Origin of the sequence: Staphylococcus sp. GDB20D11A (assembly GCF_016893255.1) — a bacterium.
Taxonomy (GTDB): domain Bacteria; phylum Bacillota; class Bacilli; order Staphylococcales; family Staphylococcaceae; genus Staphylococcus; species Staphylococcus aureus.
Map to the genome: position 1 here is coordinate 1 of NZ_JAFEPJ010000031.1, position 21,456 is coordinate 21,456.

Below are 21,456 nucleotides of genomic sequence, written 5' to 3' on the forward strand. Positions count from 1 at the left end.
AGGATCAAACTCTCCATAAAATTATGATGTTTGATTAGCTCATAAATACTAAATAATGTTTGTAACTTATAGTTACGTTTTTTTGGAATTAACGTTGACATATTGTCATTCAGTTTTCAATGTTCATCGTGTAAAAATAAATGGTGGAGACTAGCGGGATCGAACCGCTGACCTCCTGCGTGCAAAGCAGGCGCTCTCCCAGCTGAGCTAAGCCCCCATAAAATGGAATTTAAGAAGTAATCGGGAAGACAGGATTCGAACCTGCGACCCCTTGGTCCCAAACCAAGTGCTCTACCAAGCTGAGCTACTTCCCGTTATTCAATTAATTTAAAAATGGCGCGCCCGATAGGAGTCGAACCCATAACCTCTTGATCCGTAGTCAAACGCTCTATCCAATTGAGCTACGGGCGCTAAAATGGTGCCGAGGACCGGAATCGAACCGGTACGGTGATCTCTCACCGCAGGATTTTAAGTCCTGTGCGTCTGCCAATTCCGCCACCCCGGCAAAATAATGGAGCAGAAGACGGGATTCGAACCCGCGACCCCAACCTTGGCAAGGTTGTATTCTACCGCTGAACTACTTCTGCATTATTTTGCTAAATATAAAAATTAAATCGTAATGAGCCATAGAGGATTCGAACCTCTGACCCTCTGATTAAAAGTCAGATGCTCTACCAGCTGAGCTAATGGCTCAAAAGATGGTGCCGGCCAGAGGACTTGAACCCCCAACCTACTGATTACAAGTCAGTTGCTCTACCAATTGAGCTAGGCCGGCTATATGTAAGAATAAATGGTGGAGAATGACGGGTTCGAACCGCCGACCCTCTGCTTGTAAGGCAGATGCTCTCCCAGCTGAGCTAATTCTCCGATTTGTCATTTGCCTGGCAACGTTCTACTCTAGCGGAACGTAAGTTCGACTACCATCGACGCTAAGGAGCTTAACTTCTGTGTTCGGCATGGGAACAGGTGTGACCTCCTTGCTATAGTCACCAGACAAAATAACTTACTTATTTATGATACACACTTAATTAATAAGGCGCAATAGTTAATTTTACACTTTGTTGTGAACTTTGTCACATCAGCTTTTAGTGTGTTTCGTCTGTTTTTGACGACTTTTATATATTACTTCATTCAATTGATAAAGTCAACACTTTTAATCAACTTTTTTATTCTTCAAAACTGACATTTCTCGTGCTCTCTAATTCATAACACTTTTAGTATTCTATCATACACATATGTACAAAACCATACACATTCTATACAATTTTAAAGTACTTTTATAGCTGATTAAGATAAATTATACTAATATAGCAATTTTTGTTATAAGATATCTCAATGTCTATCGTTAACATTTCTCATCAGAACTACTCTATATACGTATCGTCATTTTCATCTATCAGCTAACTACCTTGTTTAACAGTCAAAAATAGCACCATTATCGTTAACTATTGCTATTAAAAACATTCAAACACGAACTAATTACCATAATTAAGAAAACCCTCGCATACACATGTTGTATACACGAGAGCTCTTACTAACAATCAACGTCATTTATTTTTGTCTCATATAAGGGAATAATAATACGTCTCTGATTGATGGAGAGTCAGTTAATAACATAACTAATCTGTCAATCCCGATACCAAGACCACCTGTCGGAGGCATACCATATTCTAACGCTTCAATGTAATCTTCATCCATTTCATGCGCTTCATCATTACCTTGTGCTTTTTCAACAAGTTGCGCTTCAAAACGACCTTTTTGATCAATAGGATCATTTAATTCAGTAAATGCATTTGCATGCTCTCTACCTACAATGAACAATTCGAAACGATCAGTAAATCTAGGATCTTCAGGATTTTTCTTCGCTAAAGGTGAAATTTCAGTCGGATGACCATAGATAAACGTTGGCTGAATAAGTGTTTCTTCAACTTTTTGCTCAAAGAATTCATTTAAAATATGACCATATTTCATTGTATCTTTAATTTCAATACCATGTTCTTTAGCTAAAGCTTTAGCTTCTTCATCACTTTTAACTTCATAAAAATCTACACCAGTAGCTTCTTTTACAGCATCAACAATATGCAAACGAGTCCATGCAGATTCTAAATCAATCGTTTCCCCATTATATTGTACTTTTGCAGAACCTAATACTTCATTGGCAATATGTCTCACCATAGATTCTGTTAAATCCATAATGTCATGATAATCTGCATATGCTTCATATAATTCAATCATTGTGAATTCAGGGTTATGTCTAGTTGATACACCTTCATTACGGAATACTCTACCAATTTCATATACTTTTTCAAGTCCACCGACAATTAAACGTTTCAAATGCAACTCAATAGCAATACGCATGTATAACGTTGCATCTAATGCATTATGATGTGTTACAAATGGTCTAGCAGCTGCGCCACCAGCAATTTGGTGCATCATAGGTGTTTCTACTTCCAAGAAACCTTTATTATTTAAATAATTACGCATTTCTTGAATGATTTTACTACGATTAATAAATGTACGAGTGCTATCTTCGTTCGTAATTAAATCTAAATATCTTTGACGATATCTCTGTTCAATATCCTGTAAACCGTGGAATTTATCCGGTAATGGTCGCAATGATTTAGTTAGTAGCGTGAATTTCTTCGCTTTAACCGATAATTCGCCAGTATTTGTTTTGAACATTACACCTTCAACACCAACGATATCGCCTAAATCAGCATTTTTCCATAAATCAAATTCGTCATCGCCAACTTGATCTTTACGAACGTAAATTTGAATTTGTCCAGCTAAGTCCTGAACGTGTGCAAATCCTGCTTTACCTTTACCACGCTTAGTCATTAATCGTCCAGCTATAGCGACATGACTATCCGCTTCTTTTTCTACCAATTCTTCTTTAGAATACTGGTCCCAATCTTCTTTCAAATCACTAGATAAACCTGAACGGTCAAATTTAGAACCAAACGGGTCTATACCAAGATCATATAATTCTTGTAATTTTTGACGTCGAACCAACATTTGGTCATTCATTTCTTCTGACATAACTTTCTCTCCTTTAACTTGTTGTAATCCTTTAGTATTCCAACTGGTACACTCAAACATTTTCCTTTAAAGTTTTATAAAATATCAGACATTTTTGCTCAACATACATCTCTTTCGATGCTTCTAATACTTTATCATTAACCATTACACCTTAAAGTTATGATGTGGCATGTTTTCTTATATTCATAACATCAATTTTATCACTTTTTTAATTTTACAAGAGGTTGTAAATGTAATAAAGCAATTTCTGTTTTCGTTTATGAATTACTTATTCATTTAAAATACGATTATCATTAATACAACCCTAAGTAAATGTATAAAAATTATCTTCCACAAACTTCAACAAAACCCCAAATAAATTACAGCAATTTATCAAATATTGCTTACTTTGATTTTATGAAATAACTTAATTCTAACACATACTAAATCATCATATACTAATTCGAAATCAAATGCATTTAGAGATAATCAAAATGCGGAAACATCTCCAATAATCAATCATCTATTCCCAATAAATATGAATGTTCTCAACAATACATTATTTATATCTCTTTACACTGTCATCGACAAAAACTAAATCTTTCACTTTCAATTTCGAACGTGGTTCTATGACATTTGCTGCTATATCATTTAATGGGATTAAAACAAATGCACGTTCATTCATTCTCGGATGTGGCACCGACAGTTTTGGTAGATCTATCATTTCTTCTCCATACAACAAAATATCCACATCTAAAGTTCTAGGACCCCATCGTTCCTTTCTAACACGGTGTAAACATTCTTCTGTCTTCAAACAACATTCCAACAGTTGTAATACTGTGAGTGTTGTTTGAATTTCAACACACAAATTTAAAAAGTTAGGTTGCTCAGTATACCCAACTGGTGCTGTTTCATAAATCGGAGAAATATTAAATACATTAATACCATCATATTCATTCAAAATCTTTATAGCATCGTTTAACTGGCTTTCTCTATCGCCAATATTACTACCTAACCCTAAGTATGCTTGAATCATTTATTCTCCCTCACTATTTCGATACCTACTCCATCATAATGACCCGGAATCGGTGGGTTTTCTTTAGTAATTCTCACTTTCGTTTCCATTACACGATTATATTGTGAATTTATACGATTTGCAATACGTTCAGCTAGATGCTCAAGTAAATTAACGGCCTTACCTTCCATAATTGATTTAACCTCTTCGAACACTTCACCATAATGAACTGTATCAATAACATTATCAGTACGACCAGCTTCAGCTAAGTCTACTTTCAAAGTTACATCCACTTTGAAAATTTGCCCTATTTCATTTTCAGCTGATAAAGCACCATGATATCCATAAAAGCGCATACCTTTAAGAAAGATTGTGTCTTGCATTTTCATTCTCCTTTAAAAAATCTATACCTTTAGCTAATTTAGCATTCAACTCGACATTATGAACGCGTACCGCTCTAACGCCTTTCATAATACCATATGCAGTCGTAGCTGCAGTTACTTCATCTCTTTCAACCGGTGTTGTATCATAACCCATCATCTCTTTAGTGAAACGTTTCCGGCTAGTCGCTAATAAAACTGGATATTCTGTTGCAACAAGTTCATCCAGTCTTGCCATAACTTCGGCTTCTTCATTTCTAGTTTTAGCGAAACCTATACCTGGATCTAGCCAAATTTTATTTGAAGGTATACCAGCTATTTTAGCTTGATGTGCTTGTGCTAACAAAGATGTTAACATTTCTTCGACAACCGGTTCATCACGATTACCATTGCCATTATGCATTAAAACAATTTCCGCATCGTATTTGGCTACAACTTGAAACATGCGATGATCATAAAGGCCTGCCCATTGATCATTAATAATATCAACACCTAGCTTTAAACAAGCTTCAGCAACTTCACTACGAAAAGTATCAACCGAAATTTTTACATCAAAACCGACAATAGCTTCAACAACAGGTAATACTCTGTTCAGCTCTTCTTCTAATGAAATCATTTCATGGCCGGGTCTCGTTGAAACACCTCCAACATCTATAATGTCAGCACCTTCATCCATCATCGCTTTCACTCTAGTTACTGCTGATTCAACATTATTAAATTTTCCACCATCTGAGAATGAATCAGGTGTGACGTTTAATATGCCCATAATTTTTGTTTTAGTCATGTTAACCACCCTTTAATTATGTATTGTTTAACTCTAATAAAATTTACTTCTGCGATTTACTAGTTATTAGTATGTACGTTTATTATCTTATCATTCACTGGATGTTTTTATCAGAAAAATGTTTAATTTAACGCTCATATTTTTAAAATTATACATGGTAGAAAAAAAGAGCAAGTTATCTCAAAAAGATAACTCACTCTTTTAAATGACTTTAATTAGTCATCGAATGAATATAAAGGTGTTGATAAGTAGCGCTCACCATTACTCGGCAATACTGTTACTACTGTTTTACCTTTTCCTAATTCTTTTGCTTTTTGAATGGCAGCATAAATCGCAGCACCTGATGAAATACCTGCTAAAATACCTTCCTCTTTAGCAACTCGACGAGACATTTCCATCGCTGTATCATTTCCTACTTTAATAATACTGTCATAGATTTCTGTATTCAAAGTACCTGGAATAAATCCAGCACCTAAACCTTGTAATTTATGTGGACCTGGCTCACCACCGCTCAATACTGGAGAAGCCTCAGGCTCTATAGCAACAATTTCGATGTTAGGATATTCTTTTTTCAGAACTTTACCTACACCAGATAACGTACCACCAGTACCAACACCAGCTAGGAACGCATCGATAGTTTTCCCTTCAAATTGTTGTAATAACTCAGGACCTGTAGTTAACTCATGAACTTCAGGGTTCGCAGGGTTTTCAAATTGTTGTGGCTCGAAGTAACCATGTTCTTCTTTTAATTCTTTAGCTTTTTTAATTGCACCTTTCATCGCTTCTGATCCAGGCGTTAAAACTAATTCCGCACCGTATGCTTTTAATAAATTACGACGCTCTTGGCTCATTGTTTCAGGCATAGTAAATACTGCTTTATATCCTTTAGCAGCACATACAAATGCTAAACCGATACCTGTATTACCACTTGTTGGTTCTACAATTGTATCGCCAGGTTTAATTTTACCTTCTCGCTCTGCTTTTTCAATCATTGCTAAAGCAATTCTATCCTTTACAGAACCACCTGGATTTTGATATTCCAATTTTACATAAACATCTGCTGCATTGTCATCTACTACATTTCTCAATTTGACTACCGGTGTACCGCCAATAATTTGAGTAATATTATCTACTGGTTTTTGTGCCATTAAGAACACTCCTTTTTAGTTAGTTGTTGAAATCTTAGTTTATTTATCGGATATAGAATTATTTTATCAAATAAATTCTAGAAAGCAAACAAAATCAATAAGGATTATACAACTATTTAGTTCTACATTTCACTAAACCGCTAAAAATAAACATTTTAGCGTATTGATTTAAATTAAATTACGCTAAACTTTCTAGCAACACGTTTAATTCTTCTTCAGTATATTTATATTTATTTCCACAGAAATGACATACTGCTTCAGCACCATGATCTTCTTTAATCATATTTTGAATCTCAGCCTCGCCCAATCCTTTAATAGCATTTAAAAATTTCTCATGACTACAATTACATTCAAATTGAACAGGCATTTTCTCTAAAATTTGCACATGGTCTTCACCTAAGATTTCGTTTAGTAATCCTTCTGGCGTTAATCCTTGTTCAATTAATTTAGAAACTGGCGTCATTTCACTAATTGCTTTTTCTAATTTTGAAATTGTTTCATCTTTGGCACCTGGCATAACTTGAATGATAAATCCTCCTGCTGCTTTAATCGTATTATCAGGATTTACCAATACACCAAGACCTACCGATGAAGGTGTTTGTTCACTTGTAGCATAATAATAAGTAAAATCTTCACCAAGTTCTCCTGAAACAATTGGACTTGCTCCAGAGAAATAGTCTTTCATTCCAACGTCTTTAACAACCATAATAGATCCATTTGTCCCTACTGCTCGTCTTACATCAAGTTTACCTTGCTCATTTAATGGAAAATGAGTTTGTGGATGGTCTACATAAGCACGCACCTCGCCTTTAGCATTTGCATCGGCAATAATTCGTCCAATAGGTCCTTGGCCATCTACAGTGACAGTTAATTTTTGATCACCTTTCAACATTGCGCCCATCATAGCTGTTGCTGTCATTGTTCTTCCCATTGCAGCAGATGCTGTCGGCCATGTATAATGTCTCGTTTGTGCTTCTTGAACAGTTTCAGTTGTCAAAGCAGCATAAGCCCTAATCTCCCCATCAAATGCTAATGCTTTAACAATATAATCGTGTGTCATTATTTCAATCTCCTCTATTACTCTATATTTTAAAAATTACTTTACTTCATAAAATGCAACAATTGTACTTATTCTACACCCATCATTCTAAATAATGAAGCAACTTGTTTGATTATTAATTATTCGTGCCATAATGGGAGTGGGAGAGAAATGATATTTTCAAAGAATTTATTTCGTCGTCCCACCCCAACTTGCATTGTCTGTAGAATTTCTTTTCGAAATCCTCTGTGTTGGGGCCCCCACCCCAACTTGCATTGTCTGTAGAATTTCATTTCGAAATTCTCTGTGTTGGGGCCCCGCCAACTTGCACATTATTGTATGCTGACTTTCCGACAGCTTCTATGTTGGGGCCCACACCCCAACTTGCACATTATCGTAAGCTGACTTTTGGTCAGCTTCTGAGTTGGGGCCCACACCCCAACTCGCATTGCCTGTAGAAATTGGGAATCCAATTTCTCTTTGTTTGGGGCCCCGACTAGAATTGAAAAAAGCTTGTTACAAGCGCATTTTCGTTCAGTCAACTACTGCCAATACAACTTTGTAGAGCATTGAACATTGATTTATGTCTCAGGCTCGTATTCCTTAAATCATAAAAGTACCTCTTTCTATAACTTTATCATAGAAAGAGGTACTGAATATAATCGATTATTTATTGTCTGGGTTATTTGGATCGTAAAGTTTTTCGATATTTGGGGCTTGTCGATGTGCTGGTTCATCTTTTTCATCAGATTTATCAGCTTCTTTTTTATCCTCAGCAATATCTTTTTCTTCTTTACGATCTTCACTTTCGTCACGTTGTCCATCTTCTAATTGCTCTTTACGAATCTCTTCATAAGATTTACCGAATTTACCATCATTAAATTCAGAATCTTCATCTTTAACAACTTTAGCTGCATCATAATCAATTTCAGGTAATTTACCTTCGTAGAATAATGATTGAATTTGTTCAGCAACTAATGTTTCTTCTGTTAATAATGTTTCAGCAATTAAAATTAATTGTTCTTTGTGCTCTAATAAAATTTGTTTACAACGTTCGTATTGTTCTTTAACGATTCGTTGAACTTCTTTATCAATTTCATATGCGATTTGGCTTGAATAATTAGGCTCACCTTGCATATCTTTGCCTAAGAATACTTGACCATTGCTATGACCGAACTGTAATGGTCCTAATTTTTTACTCATACCATATTGCGTAACCATTGAGCGTGCGATTTGTGTTGCACGTTCGAAGTCATTTGAAGCACCTGTTGATACTTCGTTAAAGTTAATATCTTCTGATACACGTCCACCAAGTAAACCACAGATTTTATCTAATAACTCTTGTTCAGTCATTAAGAAACGATCTTGTTTAGGTAGCATCATTGCATAACCACCTGCTTGTCCACGTGGAACAATAGTAACTTTATGCACTACTTCTGCCTCATCAAGTACCATACCGATAATTGTATGACCAGCTTCGTGATGAGCAACAATATTACGTTCTTTCTTAGAAATAACTCGAGATTTCTTAGCAGGTCCAGCTATAACTCTATCCGTTGCCTCTTCGATATCTCTCATGTCAATTTTCTTTTTACCTTCACGTACAGCAATTAAAGATGCTTCATTTAATAAGTTCTCTAAATCAGCACCTGAGAAACCAGGTGTACGTTGTGAAATTGCTTTTAAATCAACCGTTTCATCAAGTGGTTTATTTTTAGCATGAACATGAAGAATTGCTTCACGGCCTTTCACATCTGGACGACCAACTTGAATTTGTCTATCAAAACGACCTGGACGTAATAAGGCTGGGTCAAGGATATCAGGACGGTTTGTAGCAGCTATCATAATGATACCTTCATTTTCACCGAATCCATCCATTTCAACTAATAATTGGTTTAGGGTTTGTTCACGTTCATCATGACCGCCACCAACACCTGCACCACGTTGACGACCAACAGCATCAATCTCATCGATAAAGATGATACAAGGCGCGTTTTTCTTAGCATTATCGAATAAGTCACGAACACGGCTCGCACCAACACCAACAAACATCTCTACAAAGTCTGAACCACTAATAGAGAAGAATGGTGCGCCTGCTTCACCTGCAACCGCTCTAGCAAGTAATGTTTTACCAGTACCTGGAGGTCCAACAAGTAAGACACCTTTAGGAATCCTAGATCCCATTTCTTTGAATTTTTTATTATCTTTCAAGAAATCAACAATTTCAATTAATTCTTGTTTTTCTTCATCTGCCCCTGCTACATCAGAGAAACGAACACGACGTTTATTATTATCGTACATTTTTGCTTTAGATTTACCAAAGTTCATCATACGACCGCCACTACCGCCACCTTGCGCTTGGCTTAGGAAGAAAATAAATAATAACGCTATGACTACAACTGGAATTAATGTTGAAAGTATACTCACAAAGACACTTTGTTTTTCTTCTTCTTTAATCGTTAATTTTACACCGTTTTGCTTTTTAGCAGCATCAGTAATTTTTTGTAATTCTTTTTCGTTGTTATATAAAATAGTTGATGAATAGTCTTCATCATTTTTCGTTTTACCACTTACCATATAGACATTTTGTTGTGGTTGGATTTCTAAAGTTTTAAGGTCACCTTTTTCCAACTTCTCTGTAAATTGATTATATGTAAGCTGTTTCGGCATATTTCCATTACCGTTTAAATATGAAAATAGACCAAAAATAATAACGCCTATTATTACGATAACTAGCACATTGCGAAAAGCTTTCTGCATGCGTCATTTCCTCCTACTTCCCATAATAAAACTAACAAAAATTGTAACATATGACATGTTTTATAAGCTAGTAATTGAGCTTAACATCAATGTCATTCACACCCTGTGTTAGTTTTATCAATCTCTATATTTTCCAACTTTTTAAGACATATGTCTTGTCTAAAATTAAATATATATGAAATACATTTTTCATATTTTTGAGTCTACACTATTATTTCTCAAACGCATAGTAATAATAACTGAAATTGATTAAAAAATTAATTTGAATACACTTCAGGTTTTAACGTACCGATATATGGTAAGTTTCGGTATAATTCACGATAATCTAAACCGTAACCAACAACAAATTCATCTGGTATTTTTTTACCTACATACTTAGCTTCAATGTCCGCTTTACGACGGTTTGGTTTATCTAATAAAGTAACTATTTCTAATGAATTAACTTTTCTAGATTGTAATAATTCAGTAATTGACTTAAGTGTAGTACCAGTCTCTAAGATATCTTCAATAATTAATACGTCTTTATTTTCAATAGAAGAACCTAAATCTTTAATGATTTGAACTTCACCAGTTGACTCAGTGCCTCCGTGATAACTAGAAACATCCATGAAATCAATTGATAAATGTGTATCAATTCGTTTAATTAAATCTGACATAAACATTGCTGAGCCTTTTAAGATACCCACGCATACTAATGGTTTACCTTGATAATCCTTTGTTAATTGTGCTCCCAATTCCTTACAGATATTTTGAATATCTTCTTCAGTTAACAATACTTCTTTCAAATCATTATGCATAACGCTATTCATCTCCATTTTTACTAATTATAATCCATTGTTTTATTGTTTGTTGTTGATATAAATCTCCTACCGCAATAATGCGCTGTTGTTTATCCAATACGATTGGCATTTGATCCCGAACCCACTGTTGCACTTTACAATCTATAAACAGACGATTCACTTTCTTATAACCATCGCGCCCATTCAGTTTAAATGTATCGCCACTTTGTCGTGTTCTCACTGAAAGCGGAAATAAACATTTTGGTAAATTAGAATGTATCTCTAATCGATATTTGTTAAAAATATAATTACCTGGCTTTTCAATAGTTTGAACTCTAAAATATGTATCGCCATTATTTTTAGCCATTATTATTAATTTACCATATGCGATTTGAATTATCCATTTATCCGTGAGATTAATACTGAATTGTGCTTTCTTACTACTAAATTGTTTAAACCACTCTTCGTATGTTTTAGCACTAATATTAAACAACTCATAATACTTTGATAATAGGCAATCCAACACAACCATCTTTAATGAGTTTGGTAAGTTATTAAAAGCTTGTCTAGAAACCTCTAAATATTTTGACTGTTCATCAAACTTCACAAATTCTTGAATAAATTGTTTAGCTGAATATTGCAAAATATCATATTGTTCATCATGCCATTGTTTTAATTTTAATAAATGCGATACTTTAAGTTGATTATTTTCATCAATAGCTGGAATAATTCTATTACGAATATCATTTCTAACATATTTGTTATCTTTATTAGATTCATCTTCAAAATATGGTATATGATATCTCTCTTGGAATTGTTTTATTTCTTTTTTAGAGACAGCTAAAAGTGGTCGATAAATCTGATAACCTTTCCGCTTCGACAACTCATCAAATCCTAGTTTATTACGCGTTGATTTCCCATTAAAAATGCGATACATAATAGTTTCTAATTGATCATCCAAATGATGCGCCGTTAGCAATACATCCGCTTCTAATACATTCATCATTTCATCAAACCATTCGTAACGTTTAATTCGAGCTTCATTCTGAATGCTGTTATTTCGATTGAGACTATGCGACAAATCCAACTTTTTGATATGTAAATCGATGTGATGACGTTCGCAGTATGCTTCTAAAAATCTGGCTTCCTCGATTGAAGCTGACCTAACGCCATGATTGACATGTAAACATGTTAGTTTTCTATAACTATCTTTATAATCATTTAGTAGTTGATACAATAAACACATACTATCAATACCTGTAGAAACAGCGACAACAATATGGTCATCAACATGCCAACCATTACTATTTAACTGCATAACATCACCTCACTTTTACAATTTTCAAAAATGGTATAAGTCTTAGTTATATCATTACAAATAAAAGAGACTGCTCCTTATTTAAGAAACAGTCTTAGATTGTCTAACGCTGCAATCGATTATTCGATACGCATCATTCTAAATATATTCCTTATCGAAACAGTCTTTATTTATTTTAATTAACGTCTAGAACCTTTGCCACCGCGTCTAGATTCTGTTTGACGTTTGATTGAAGTTAATTTATCTTCACTATCTTTTAAGAAATTGCTTAATTTCTTTTCAAAATCTTCGGCTTTTTGCACTGGTTTTTGATGACTTGGTTTACTCGTATGTTGTCTACGTGGACGGTCTTTAGCTTTCTTAATTGAAAGACTAATTTTTCCATCATCAGCAATAGATAATACTTTTACGTCTACTTCATCACCAACAGAAAGGTGCTCTTCTACGTTTTCAACATAATTATCTGCGACTTCACTAATGTGAACTAAACCACTTTTTCCTTCAGGTAATTCTACGAATGCACCAAACTTTTTAATACCAGTGACTTTACCTTTAAGCTTATTTCCAACTTCGATTGACATATGTTAAATAAATCCTCCCGATTTGATTCGATTTTCCCTTATTATATCCTTGTTTGGATTTTTTCACAATGTCTATACTCGGATAATTTTGAATCAATTTGGATTTATTTTTTCGAAGATTTTGAGCTAGACGAATCTTTGTCTTCTGGCAACCTAAAAATCACTTCACCTTTGTTGCTTAAGTAATAATCATCACGCGCAATTTTTTCAATGTAATCTTTGTCATTCAGATTATTCAACTTTTCTTTTAACGCAATTTCTTCATTTTGTTGCTTTTGAAACTGTGCTTCTTTCGCTTTTCGCTCCTGTGCATCAATATCATTGCGATGTTTTTGGACAACAAGCAAGATTGATAAAACAACAATTATCGCAAGTAATACGCCCGCAAATACTGTAATACGCCTACGAACAACACGCATTTTCATTTTTTGACGTTGTTTTTTCTTGTTCTCTTGCGACGTGTACTGATTTTCTATATGTTCTACTTTATTTTTCATTGCTTGTCACCTCCAATTTACGCTTCTTCAAGTCGACGCTCTTCAATGATTTCATACATGCCCTTCGCGTTATCTTTAGATGCATGTTCATTTAATGCAGTTACTTTAACTGTTACTAATTTTTGACCAAAGCGAATCGTCAGCACATCTTCAACTTTAACATCCGATCCAGCTTTAGCAACATTACCATTTATTGTAATTCTACCTTGATCACTTACCTCTTTTGCTAGCGTACGTCGCTTTATTAACCGTGATACTTTTAAATATTTATCTAATCTCATGTATTACTCTCCCCTTTTTCTAGCCACTGCTTTAACGCGGCCTCATCAAATGACTTATCCTTCGTCTTCTCATATAAATTTAAAAAATGCTCTGCAAATACTTTTTCAAATTTAACTCTTGGCTGTTTACCTTCAGCATCTTTCGCCTTAGACCAAATTTCTTTTAAGTCATCGATAGTTTCAGCATTAGCATCACCAAATATGTGTGGGTGTCTACGAATCATTTTAGCATTAAGACTTGTAATCACTTCTTTAATGTCGATATACCCTTCTTTTTTACCAATACTAGTATGCAATAACACTTGTAATAAAATATCTCCTAGTTCTTCAATCATATGCCAATCATCTTCATTGTCAATAGCTTCGAACAATTCAAATGTTTCTTCAAGTAAATAACGTTTAAGCGTTTCATGCGTTTGCACTTTATCCCATGGACAACCCTTATCTTCATCAACTAAAGTATCAATCACTTCCGTTGCAAAATCAAAGTCATGATACAAATATGTCGGTGTTGTGATTTTTGGTACGAATACACTCGTCAAATTATTGAATGCATTTTCATCATGATCCAATTCATATAATGGGCATGTCACAACGTTATCCGCACCATCGCTTCGTGCACCAGTGACAATTTGAACAGGGTAATCATCAGGATATCGTTCCATTAAAGTGATTTTCAAATTAGCAGCAACCATTGCACTATAAACTTGCGTAATCAATGTATGCGTTCTAACATTAAGTGTTACTTCTTGTAATGATGTCGCATCTAACAGTGTGAAGCCATCATTCGGATCTACATTAACTGCTTCAAAAACATCATCAATAAAGCTTTTCCCACCTAAAACTTTCACATCTATATCAGTATTGTCCTTTGCTAAAGCCAGTAATTTCACTGTAGTTGTCTCAGCAACTCTAGGGTGACCCGGAACCGCATAGACAATATCTTTTTCATTAGCAGCTTCAACCAATTGCGCCACAATATCATTATAGACATCTTCAAATTGGTCATGTGTTTCATAAACATGGTCAAAACTCTGAAATGTTAATTCATCTTGCAATGATTCTATAACTGGATGATCTAACGTTCTTGCATAAACTTTATCTTGTGTCTTTAAAAATTTATATATCCCTAGCGGCAAATCATCAATGCCATAGTTTCCTAAGCCAACAATCGTAATGGTATGTGCCATCAACGTCTTCCTTTCTTAATTTGATACAACTTTGAACCAAATGGTAAATAAGTTAACTCTTTATATGTCAAAACATTAAATCTAAAAATATAGAAAAACAATGCAATGATACCTAATACTGCTGCACATAATAATTCAATGAGTCCAGTGATTCTACCGTGTGTTGTCACTATGTTTAACACGCATTGAACAACTATCGACATAAATACCATACCTAAAACAACATTGATAAAAAATCGTCTCATCGCATGTAAGTGGTATTTTCTCGTGACAGCAATATGGATAATCGTACCGAATATAATTAATGATACAACAGTACTCATGCTCGCACCAATAATGCCACTTAAACGAATCAAAATGATATTAAGTATAAATTTAATAACCAATCCTGCCGTCATACCAACAAAAATAGGTCTCACAGCATGTTGAGCTTGTAATAATGCCATATCCATCATAATTAATGATACACAAATGACCGTAATCATATAAACGCTTAACGTTAAGGTTAAATCATTCGTCTTAAAAAACACACCGTTCATTAAAGGCAATAAATTAATTAATCCTATTCCCGCTGCTGTACTTATTAAAATCGTAATCTTTAATGACGCATTTGCATAACGATTCATAAGTACCTGATTATTCATTTTGATTGCCTCACTTAACAGAGGAATGAGCGCAAAACTAAATGTTGTAGTTACAATCAATCCCATCTGAATAAATGATGCACCACGGTCATAGACTCCTTTTTCGGTTATGGCAACATCGAATGGCACGCGTATCGCTTGAAGTGACTTAATAATAGTAACGCTATCAATCACTTGCCATAAAATTACGATTAATTGACTGATAGCGAAAATCAAAACCGAAAGTGCGAACTGTTTCCAAACGATCTTTGCAGTGTTATTTACCATTTTAAACTTAAAAGGTCGGTGCGCTACTAAATAAATTGAAGAACCGAAAAAACCTATCGTTGATGCTAAAATAGCAATTGTTCCCGCTTCATATATCGTCCAACCTCTATCTACAAAAACAACAATAGTAACAATAATAATACCTACTCGTATAACTTGTTCTATAACCTGGGAAATAGCCGGAACTGTCATATTATTTGCAGATTGATAATAACCTCTTAACACGCCAAGCATACCTATAAATATAAAGCTAAAACTTGCAGCTTGAATCATAGGTGTTAAATGGCTATCACCCATCATATGTGCAATATTGCTCGCAAACACAAAAATAGCAATAAATAATAATATACCAACTAATTGTATATAAGCGACCGCTTTTGCATATGCCTCGTCACTATGATACTTCCCTATATTTTGTGTAATTGCACTAGGAATGGCATTCATCGATAATATCATTCCTAATGCTACAATTGGATACACTTGTTGATATGCATACAAACCTGTATCGCCTAATATATTTTGATATGGAATTCGATATACAGCACTCAGAATTTTAATGACAATTAATGCAGCAGTTAACACGACAACGCCATTAAATGCTTCTTTATGCTTCATCACTGATTCTCATACTTTCTTCAATGCACTTAACTAAGAACTTCAAACTATCAAGCCATTGATTTTGTTTCGTTAAAGTAATTGTCATTGCATTATTTTGAACACCAACCTTCATTGTTCTACCTAAAGGTTGTGTTGCTTTGAAAAGCACTTCGCCATCAATATTTTCAGTGGCTTTTACAGATAAATGAATATCAATTATTTTCCCTTTATCTTTAATCAACGTGATACCTGAATGTAATGCGTGTACTTTTATTTCCACTATATCAAGCAAACGTGCTACTTCAACAGGATAATCATTGAAACGATCAATTAATTCATCTTTAATGTCGATAATTTGATCAAATGTTTCAGTTTTTCGTAGCTTTTTATAAATTTCAATTTTAGCTTGTTCATTTGCAATATATTCTGTTGGCAAATATGCATCCAAGTTTAAATCAACTTCGACTTCTGGCACCTCAGATTCTGGTTCCTTAATACCACGTTTTTCATTTACAGCTTCTTCTAACATTTGACTGTACAAATCAAATCCAACTGTATCAATAAAGCCGTGCTGTTGTTTACCTAACAAATTACCAGCACCACGAATGTTCAAATCACGCATCGCAATCTTAAATCCTGAGCCTAACTCCGTAAATTCTTTAATCGCTTGTAATCGATCTTCTGCAGTCTCAGTTAGTACCTTATTTGCTGGATGTAAGAAGTATGCATAACCAATACGACTTGAACGACCAACACGACCTCTTAATTGATACAACTGACTCAATCCAAAGCGATCTGCATCTTCAATGATCAAAGTATTTGCATTTGGGACATCGACACCTGTTTCAATAATCGTCGTCGTTACTAAAATATCATATTCATTATTGATAAAACTTAACATCGTTTCTTCTAAATCGCGCTCTGTCATTTGTCCATGAGCAACTGCAATGTTAGCATCTGGCATTAACATCTGGAGTTGTTCTCGTTTTTCATAAATGGATTGCACTTTATTATAAAGATAAAATACTTGGCCATCACGAGATAGTTCTCTTTCTAAAGCTTCTTTGATAAAACTCATGTTCTGTTCTAATACATATGTTTGAACTGGGAAACGATTTTCTGGCGGCGTTTCAATCACTGACAAATCGCGCACACCTAGCATACTCATATGCAATGTTCTAGGTATTGGAGTTGCAGTCAAAGTTAGTACATCTACATTATGTTTTAATGTTTTAATACGCTCTTTATGGCGTACACCAAATCGTTGTTCTTCATCTACAATCAACAGCCCTAAATCTTTATACTGTATATCTTTACTAAGTAATTTGTGTGTACCAACCACTATGTCAACAAACCCAGTTTTAAGTCCTTCCTTAGTTTGTTTTATCTCTTTAGGCGTTCTAAAACGACTCATTAATTGAATTTCAACAGGAAAATCCTGCATACGCTCAATTAACGTCTCATAATGTTGTTGAGCTAAAATAGTTGTAGGAACTAAAAATGCAACCTGCTTTCCTTCCATTACAGCTTTGAATGCTGCTCTCACTGCAACTTCAGTTTTACCATAACCAACATCACCACATAGCAAGCGATCCATTGGACGCGATTTTTGCATGTCATCTTTAATTTCATCGATAGATTTCGCTTGGTCAGGCGTAAGTTCATATGGAAAATCTAATTCAAATGTTGTTTGCTCAGCTGTGTCTTCCCCATATTGATAACCTTCTGCCATTTCTCTTTCTTTATATAAATCAATCAACTCTTCAGCAATATCTTCAACACTTTGTTGAACTTTAGCTTTTGTTTTTTTCCATTCACTGCCACCGAGTTTATTTAATTTTGGCGTCTTATCTTCCGAAGCTACATATTTTTGAACTTGATCCATTTGATCTACTGGAACAAATAGTTGATCCGTACCTTTATATTGCAATTTAATATAATCACGATGTGTTTGCCCTACTTCGAGCGTCTCAACACCTAAATATCTACCAACACCATGATGCACATGAACAATATAATCTCCCACATTTAAATCTTGGTAAGACTTAATTTTTTCAGCATTTGAGATAGCTTTCGTACGTTTTCGTTGCTTTTTCTGTTTTGATTTAAAAAGCTCACGCTCAGTAATGACAACTAATCCCATATCAGGTAGTTCAAATCCTTCAGATAAACTGCCTTCAATAATCACTGCTTGCCCCGATGACATTGAGCGATGCAATTTTGTTATTGATGGAATATGCATTTCTCTTAACATCGCTTGCATACGTTCAACTTTAGTTTCGGTTTCGACCAAAACCACGATATGATAGTTTTGATTAACATATCGTTGAAATTCAGAACGCATAATATCATATTGCCCATAAAATTGTTGGACAGGTTTACATGAAAATTTAATAATATGATTTAGTTTTATCGGCATTGTTGTAGCGAATAATGAAAAATAAGTGACAGGATAGCCTTCAATCAATGTTTCAAAATCATCATATTTTATAAAATTTTGTCCTATAAATCCATTACCACTTTCAATAATATTGCTAATAAACGAATCAGACTCTACTGTTAAACTTTCTTCAGTTTCTTTAATACGATTAAATTCATCAACCGCAATGATTGCATCTTTTTGGAAATAATCAATAATTGTCGAAGGTGTTTCATACATAAACGCTACTAAACGACGTAGTATTTGATGATCAAAGTATGTACTTTCGAATAATTTAAAGCTTTCATACGTTTCTTTCAGATCATTGCGCACTGATTTATCTATTTTGGGTCTTGTATTTTCATATGCACTTTTTAACTCTTCTTTAAGATGTCTAATCACTTCTTCAGTAATGATATAATCACTTGCAGTTGTTATATCGACTTCTTTAATATTATCTTTTGAACGCTGCGTTTCAACATCAAAATCCCGAATAGAATCAATTTCGGTATCAAATAGCTCAATTCTGATTGGTTCCCCAATTAGCGGAAAGATGTCGATAATACCTCCTCGCAATGAGAATTCACCAATATGCGATACCACGGGTTCCCGCTTGTACCCCATATTAACTAATTTGTTAAGAAATTGGTCCACATCGATATCCTCACCAACACGCAATGTCATTTGGTGATTTTGCCACATTTCAACAGGAGTTAACCACTTTTTCAAACCATTTAAAGGAACGATAAATAACCCTTTCTTACCTTGAGCTAACGCAGTTAAAGTTCTAATACGTTCACTCATCAGTTGAGGGCTTTGTGTTGAAAACTCTTCGGTCATAATATCTTGCACAGGATACTTATACAATTCTTCAGCATCTACAAATTGAAGTAAATCTGTTTCTAATTTATCTGCTTGGTATAAATTATTGGTAATTAATAATAACTGTTGATTACTTTGTGCATATTTTTCAGCAATCATAGTCACTTTAGCTGACGGGGAAAGACCAGTTACTAGTGTGTTTGCTTGTCCAAATACCTGATTAAGGTCTTGAAAATGATTATCTTCTTTTATAAGTGTTGTCAATATTGTCATTATTTCACTTCACCATTAAATTCATTCATAACATGGTCAAATCTTGATGTTTCAACAAACTTTTCAATTGCGCGTGCTGCGTGTTCGATAACTTTTTCCATCGTTACCATTTCATCATTTGAAAAGCGTTGTAAAACATAATCAGGTACCGTCATACCATTTGTTGGTCTTCCCACACCAATACGAATACGTTTAAATTGGTCTGTACCAAGCATTTTAATAATTGATTTCATACCATTGTGACCGCCCGCACTTCCTTTTTGTCTTAAGCGAACTTGTCCTTGTTCTAAATCTAAATCATCATATAAGACAATTAAATCTTCTGGATTAACATTATAATAATCCATAATCGGTGCAACTGCTTCACCTGACAAATTCATCATTGTCATTGGTTCGATAAATAACACTTTATCTCCGTTCATTCGTTCAATTGTATATGCACCTTTAAACTTTTGTTTATCTAATGAAAAATTATTTTTCTCTAAAATATAATCAACGACTTCAAAGCCGATATTATGTCTTGTAAGTTCAAAACGTTTACCTATATTACCTAGACCTACAATACATTTCATGCGTGTTTACCTCCAACATAATTGTTTCATTTATTATTATAATGACAACATCTATTTTCCGCCATTGCCATCAATTATCATTATTCTTTAGCTTAGTAAGTATGTATTTTAAAATCAAGTACATTAAAATTTTTATGATGTATCATTGTTGAGTTTAATGTCTTTTACTCACTAAAATTAATTTAACTTTAGTACAAAGCAATAAAGTTTAATTAAGCTTTATAATAACACAAAAAGCACCATGCTTATATTAAAATAAGCACAGTGCTTGTTAAACAAAGTATAAAAACTTTAATGTAACAGATTAAAATTACTCTTCAGTTTTTTCTTCGTCTTCTTTGCTTTCGCCAACAACTTCTGGTTCTTCAGTTTGTTGTTCGCCTTCCATAGCTTCGATTTCTTCTTCAGTTGGTTCTTCAGTTGGAGCAACTACTGTTACTACTGATTCAGCTGAATCGTTTTCGATTTTGAAGTCGCCAGTTACTTTAACATCAGCAACAGTTAAGCTGTCGTTAATGTTTAATTCAGTAATGTCTACTTCGATTGCTTCTGGAATATTGTCTGGAGTAGCAGTTACTTCTAAGTTGAATAATGGTTGTTCAACTACGCCGCCTTCTTTAGCGCCTACTGCTTCACCAACTAATTGAACTGGTACTTCAACAGTACGTTCTTCACTCATATTGATTGCTAAGAAGTCAATGTGAGTAATTTGGTTTTTAAGTGGATCGAATTGGTAGTCTGCAACCATAACTTTGATAGTTTTAGAGCCAACGCCTAATTCGATAACACCGTTACGACCTACTTCACGGATAACTTTGATGAATTCTACTTCATCAACTTTAACTGACACGTTTTTAGTACCGTAACCGTATACTACTGCTGGTACTTTACCAGATTTTCTTAATTGTTTAAGATCTGAACGTGTTTGTTTACCTTGACGGATGATTGACTTTAATGAAGCCATTCTCATTTCCACCTTTCATTTTTGCTCAAAACGAGCACCTCACTTACCCATCAACATAATCGTTGCTTGCAAGTGTTTATTTATTCGTATAATCACGAACGAAACTAT

General features: G+C 34.3%; 18 protein-coding genes, 8 tRNA genes and 1 rRNA gene. All 27 read right to left on the reverse strand.

Features of this window, described 5'->3' with window-relative positions; genetic code table 11:
* Positions 1–141 precede the first annotated feature (141 nt).
* A tRNA-Ala gene (locus JV528_RS13195) sits at positions 142–217 on the reverse strand.
* Positions 218–240: 23 nt separating this feature from the next.
* Positions 241–314 (reverse strand) — tRNA-Pro (locus tag JV528_RS13200).
* Positions 315–334: 20 nt separating this feature from the next.
* Positions 335–411, reverse strand: a tRNA-Arg gene (locus tag JV528_RS13205).
* 5 nt (positions 412–416) lie between these two features.
* Positions 417–505, reverse strand: a tRNA-Leu gene (locus JV528_RS13210).
* 7 nt (positions 506–512) lie between these two features.
* A tRNA-Gly gene (locus tag JV528_RS13215) sits at positions 513–587 on the reverse strand.
* A gap of 33 nt (positions 588–620) precedes the next feature.
* A tRNA-Lys gene (locus JV528_RS13220) sits at positions 621–693 on the reverse strand.
* Between the two features lie 6 nt (positions 694–699).
* Positions 700–775 (reverse strand) — tRNA-Thr (locus JV528_RS13225).
* Between the two features lie 16 nt (positions 776–791).
* Positions 792–867 (reverse strand) — tRNA-Val (locus tag JV528_RS13230).
* Positions 868–879: 12 nt separating this feature from the next.
* Positions 880–994, reverse strand: a 5S ribosomal RNA gene (gene rrf / locus JV528_RS13235).
* 557 nt (positions 995–1,551) lie between these two features.
* Positions 1,552–3,039 carry a lysine--tRNA ligase gene (gene lysS, locus JV528_RS13240; RefSeq protein WP_001288194.1) on the reverse strand — a complete coding sequence of 496 codons (1,488 nt, stop codon included), beginning with the start codon at positions 3,037–3,039 and terminating at the stop codon, positions 1,552–1,554.
* Positions 3,040–3,091: 52 nt separating this feature from the next.
* The gene (locus JV528_RS13245) at positions 3,092–3,184 is read right to left on the reverse strand and encodes a hypothetical protein (protein WP_014532574.1); all 93 of its coding nucleotides are present in this window, start codon (positions 3,182–3,184) and stop codon (positions 3,092–3,094) included.
* Between the two features lie 393 nt (positions 3,185–3,577).
* Complete coding sequence (folK, locus tag JV528_RS13250) at positions 3,578–4,054, reverse strand: 2-amino-4-hydroxy-6-hydroxymethyldihydropteridine diphosphokinase (RefSeq protein WP_000613714.1); 477 nt, start codon at positions 4,052–4,054, stop codon at positions 3,578–3,580.
* On the reverse strand, positions 4,051–4,416 hold the full coding sequence (folB, locus tag JV528_RS13255) for a dihydroneopterin aldolase (protein WP_001154302.1): 366 nt from the start codon (positions 4,414–4,416) through the stop codon (positions 4,051–4,053). Before folB ends, folK begins: the two co-directional genes overlap by 4 nt.
* Complete coding sequence (gene folP / locus JV528_RS13260) at positions 4,394–5,197, reverse strand: dihydropteroate synthase (protein ID WP_000167932.1); 804 nt, start codon at positions 5,195–5,197, stop codon at positions 4,394–4,396. The genes folB and folP overlap by 23 nt, the downstream gene beginning before the upstream one ends.
* 215 nt (positions 5,198–5,412) lie before the next feature.
* Entirely contained in the window at positions 5,413–6,345 is a 933-nt protein-coding gene (gene cysK / locus JV528_RS13265) for a cysteine synthase A (protein ID WP_000057594.1), read from the reverse strand.
* Between the two features lie 178 nt (positions 6,346–6,523).
* Positions 6,524–7,405, reverse strand: coding sequence for an Hsp33 family molecular chaperone HslO (hslO, locus tag JV528_RS13270; protein ID WP_000148605.1), 882 nt, complete (start codon positions 7,403–7,405; stop codon positions 6,524–6,526).
* Positions 7,406–8,050: 645 nt separating this feature from the next.
* The gene (gene ftsH, locus JV528_RS13275; protein ID WP_204177725.1) at positions 8,051–10,144 is read right to left on the reverse strand and encodes an ATP-dependent zinc metalloprotease FtsH; all 2,094 of its coding nucleotides are present in this window, start codon (positions 10,142–10,144) and stop codon (positions 8,051–8,053) included.
* Positions 10,145–10,401: 257 nt separating this feature from the next.
* Positions 10,402–10,941, reverse strand: a complete 540-nt coding sequence (gene hpt, locus JV528_RS13280) for a hypoxanthine phosphoribosyltransferase (protein WP_000551283.1) — start codon at positions 10,939–10,941, stop codon at positions 10,402–10,404.
* Positions 10,942–10,945: 4 nt separating this feature from the next.
* On the reverse strand, positions 10,946–12,241 hold the full coding sequence (tilS, locus tag JV528_RS13285) for a tRNA lysidine(34) synthetase TilS (RefSeq protein ID WP_001176718.1): 1,296 nt from the start codon (positions 12,239–12,241) through the stop codon (positions 10,946–10,948).
* Between the two features lie 179 nt (positions 12,242–12,420).
* Complete coding sequence (locus JV528_RS13290; protein WP_000021445.1) at positions 12,421–12,822, reverse strand: S1 domain-containing RNA-binding protein; 402 nt, start codon at positions 12,820–12,822, stop codon at positions 12,421–12,423.
* A gap of 104 nt (positions 12,823–12,926) precedes the next feature.
* Positions 12,927–13,319, reverse strand: a complete 393-nt coding sequence (gene divIC / locus JV528_RS13295; protein WP_000792417.1) for a cell division protein DivIC — start codon at positions 13,317–13,319, stop codon at positions 12,927–12,929.
* Positions 13,320–13,336: 17 nt separating this feature from the next.
* Positions 13,337–13,600 carry an RNA-binding S4 domain-containing protein gene (locus tag JV528_RS13300; protein ID WP_001234988.1) on the reverse strand — a complete coding sequence of 88 codons (264 nt, stop codon included), beginning with the start codon at positions 13,598–13,600 and terminating at the stop codon, positions 13,337–13,339.
* The gene (locus JV528_RS13305; protein ID WP_000951454.1) at positions 13,597–14,790 is read right to left on the reverse strand and encodes a MazG nucleotide pyrophosphohydrolase domain-containing protein; all 1,194 of its coding nucleotides are present in this window, start codon (positions 14,788–14,790) and stop codon (positions 13,597–13,599) included. The genes JV528_RS13300 and JV528_RS13305 overlap by 4 nt, the downstream gene beginning before the upstream one ends.
* Positions 14,790–16,316 carry a polysaccharide biosynthesis protein gene (locus JV528_RS13310; RefSeq protein ID WP_000680749.1) on the reverse strand — a complete coding sequence of 509 codons (1,527 nt, stop codon included), beginning with the start codon at positions 16,314–16,316 and terminating at the stop codon, positions 14,790–14,792. The genes JV528_RS13305 and JV528_RS13310 overlap by 1 nt, the downstream gene beginning before the upstream one ends.
* Positions 16,306–19,812, reverse strand: a complete 3,507-nt coding sequence (gene mfd, locus JV528_RS13315) for a transcription-repair coupling factor (RefSeq protein ID WP_204177726.1) — start codon at positions 19,810–19,812, stop codon at positions 16,306–16,308. Before mfd ends, JV528_RS13310 begins: the two co-directional genes overlap by 11 nt.
* A complete protein-coding gene (pth, locus tag JV528_RS13320; protein ID WP_000649791.1) occupies positions 19,812–20,384 on the reverse strand; it encodes an aminoacyl-tRNA hydrolase in 573 nt (190 codons plus the stop codon). Before pth ends, mfd begins: the two co-directional genes overlap by 1 nt.
* A gap of 310 nt (positions 20,385–20,694) precedes the next feature.
* The gene (locus tag JV528_RS13325; RefSeq protein ID WP_000157650.1) at positions 20,695–21,348 is read right to left on the reverse strand and encodes a 50S ribosomal protein L25/general stress protein Ctc; all 654 of its coding nucleotides are present in this window, start codon (positions 21,346–21,348) and stop codon (positions 20,695–20,697) included.
* Positions 21,349–21,456: the final 108 nt, after the last annotated feature.

Coding starts and splice junctions, on each gene's coding strand:
- lysS (WP_001288194.1), bottom strand. CDS start 3,039: ATGTCAGAAGAAATGAATGACCAAATGTTGGTTCGACGTCAAAAATTA.
- JV528_RS13245 (WP_014532574.1), bottom strand. CDS start 3,184: ATGGTTAATGATAAAGTATTAGAAGCATCGAAAGAGATGTATGTTGAG.
- folK (WP_000613714.1), bottom strand. CDS start 4,054: ATGATTCAAGCATACTTAGGGTTAGGTAGTAATATTGGCGATAGAGAA.
- folB (WP_001154302.1), bottom strand. CDS start 4,416: ATGCAAGACACAATCTTTCTTAAAGGTATGCGCTTTTATGGATATCAT.
- folP (WP_000167932.1), bottom strand. CDS start 5,197: ATGACTAAAACAAAAATTATGGGCATATTAAACGTCACACCTGATTCA.
- cysK (WP_000057594.1), bottom strand. CDS start 6,345: ATGGCACAAAAACCAGTAGATAATATTACTCAAATTATTGGCGGTACA.
- hslO (WP_000148605.1), bottom strand. CDS start 7,405: ATGACACACGATTATATTGTTAAAGCATTAGCATTTGATGGGGAGATT.
- ftsH (WP_204177725.1), bottom strand. CDS start 10,144: ATGCAGAAAGCTTTTCGCAATGTGCTAGTTATCGTAATAATAGGCGTT.
- hpt (WP_000551283.1), bottom strand. CDS start 10,941: ATGCATAATGATTTGAAAGAAGTATTGTTAACTGAAGAAGATATTCAA.
- tilS (WP_001176718.1), bottom strand. CDS start 12,241: ATGCAGTTAAATAGTAATGGTTGGCATGTTGATGACCATATTGTTGTC.
- JV528_RS13290 (WP_000021445.1), bottom strand. CDS start 12,822: ATGTCAATCGAAGTTGGAAATAAGCTTAAAGGTAAAGTCACTGGTATT.
- divIC (WP_000792417.1), bottom strand. CDS start 13,319: ATGAAAAATAAAGTAGAACATATAGAAAATCAGTACACGTCGCAAGAG.
- JV528_RS13300 (WP_001234988.1), bottom strand. CDS start 13,600: ATGAGATTAGATAAATATTTAAAAGTATCACGGTTAATAAAGCGACGT.
- JV528_RS13305 (WP_000951454.1), bottom strand. CDS start 14,790: ATGGCACATACCATTACGATTGTTGGCTTAGGAAACTATGGCATTGAT.
- JV528_RS13310 (WP_000680749.1), bottom strand. CDS start 16,316: ATGAAGCATAAAGAAGCATTTAATGGCGTTGTCGTGTTAACTGCTGCA.
- mfd (WP_204177726.1), bottom strand. CDS start 19,812: ATGACAATATTGACAACACTTATAAAAGAAGATAATCATTTTCAAGAC.
- pth (WP_000649791.1), bottom strand. CDS start 20,384: ATGAAATGTATTGTAGGTCTAGGTAATATAGGTAAACGTTTTGAACTT.
- JV528_RS13325 (WP_000157650.1), bottom strand. CDS start 21,348: ATGGCTTCATTAAAGTCAATCATCCGTCAAGGTAAACAAACACGTTCA.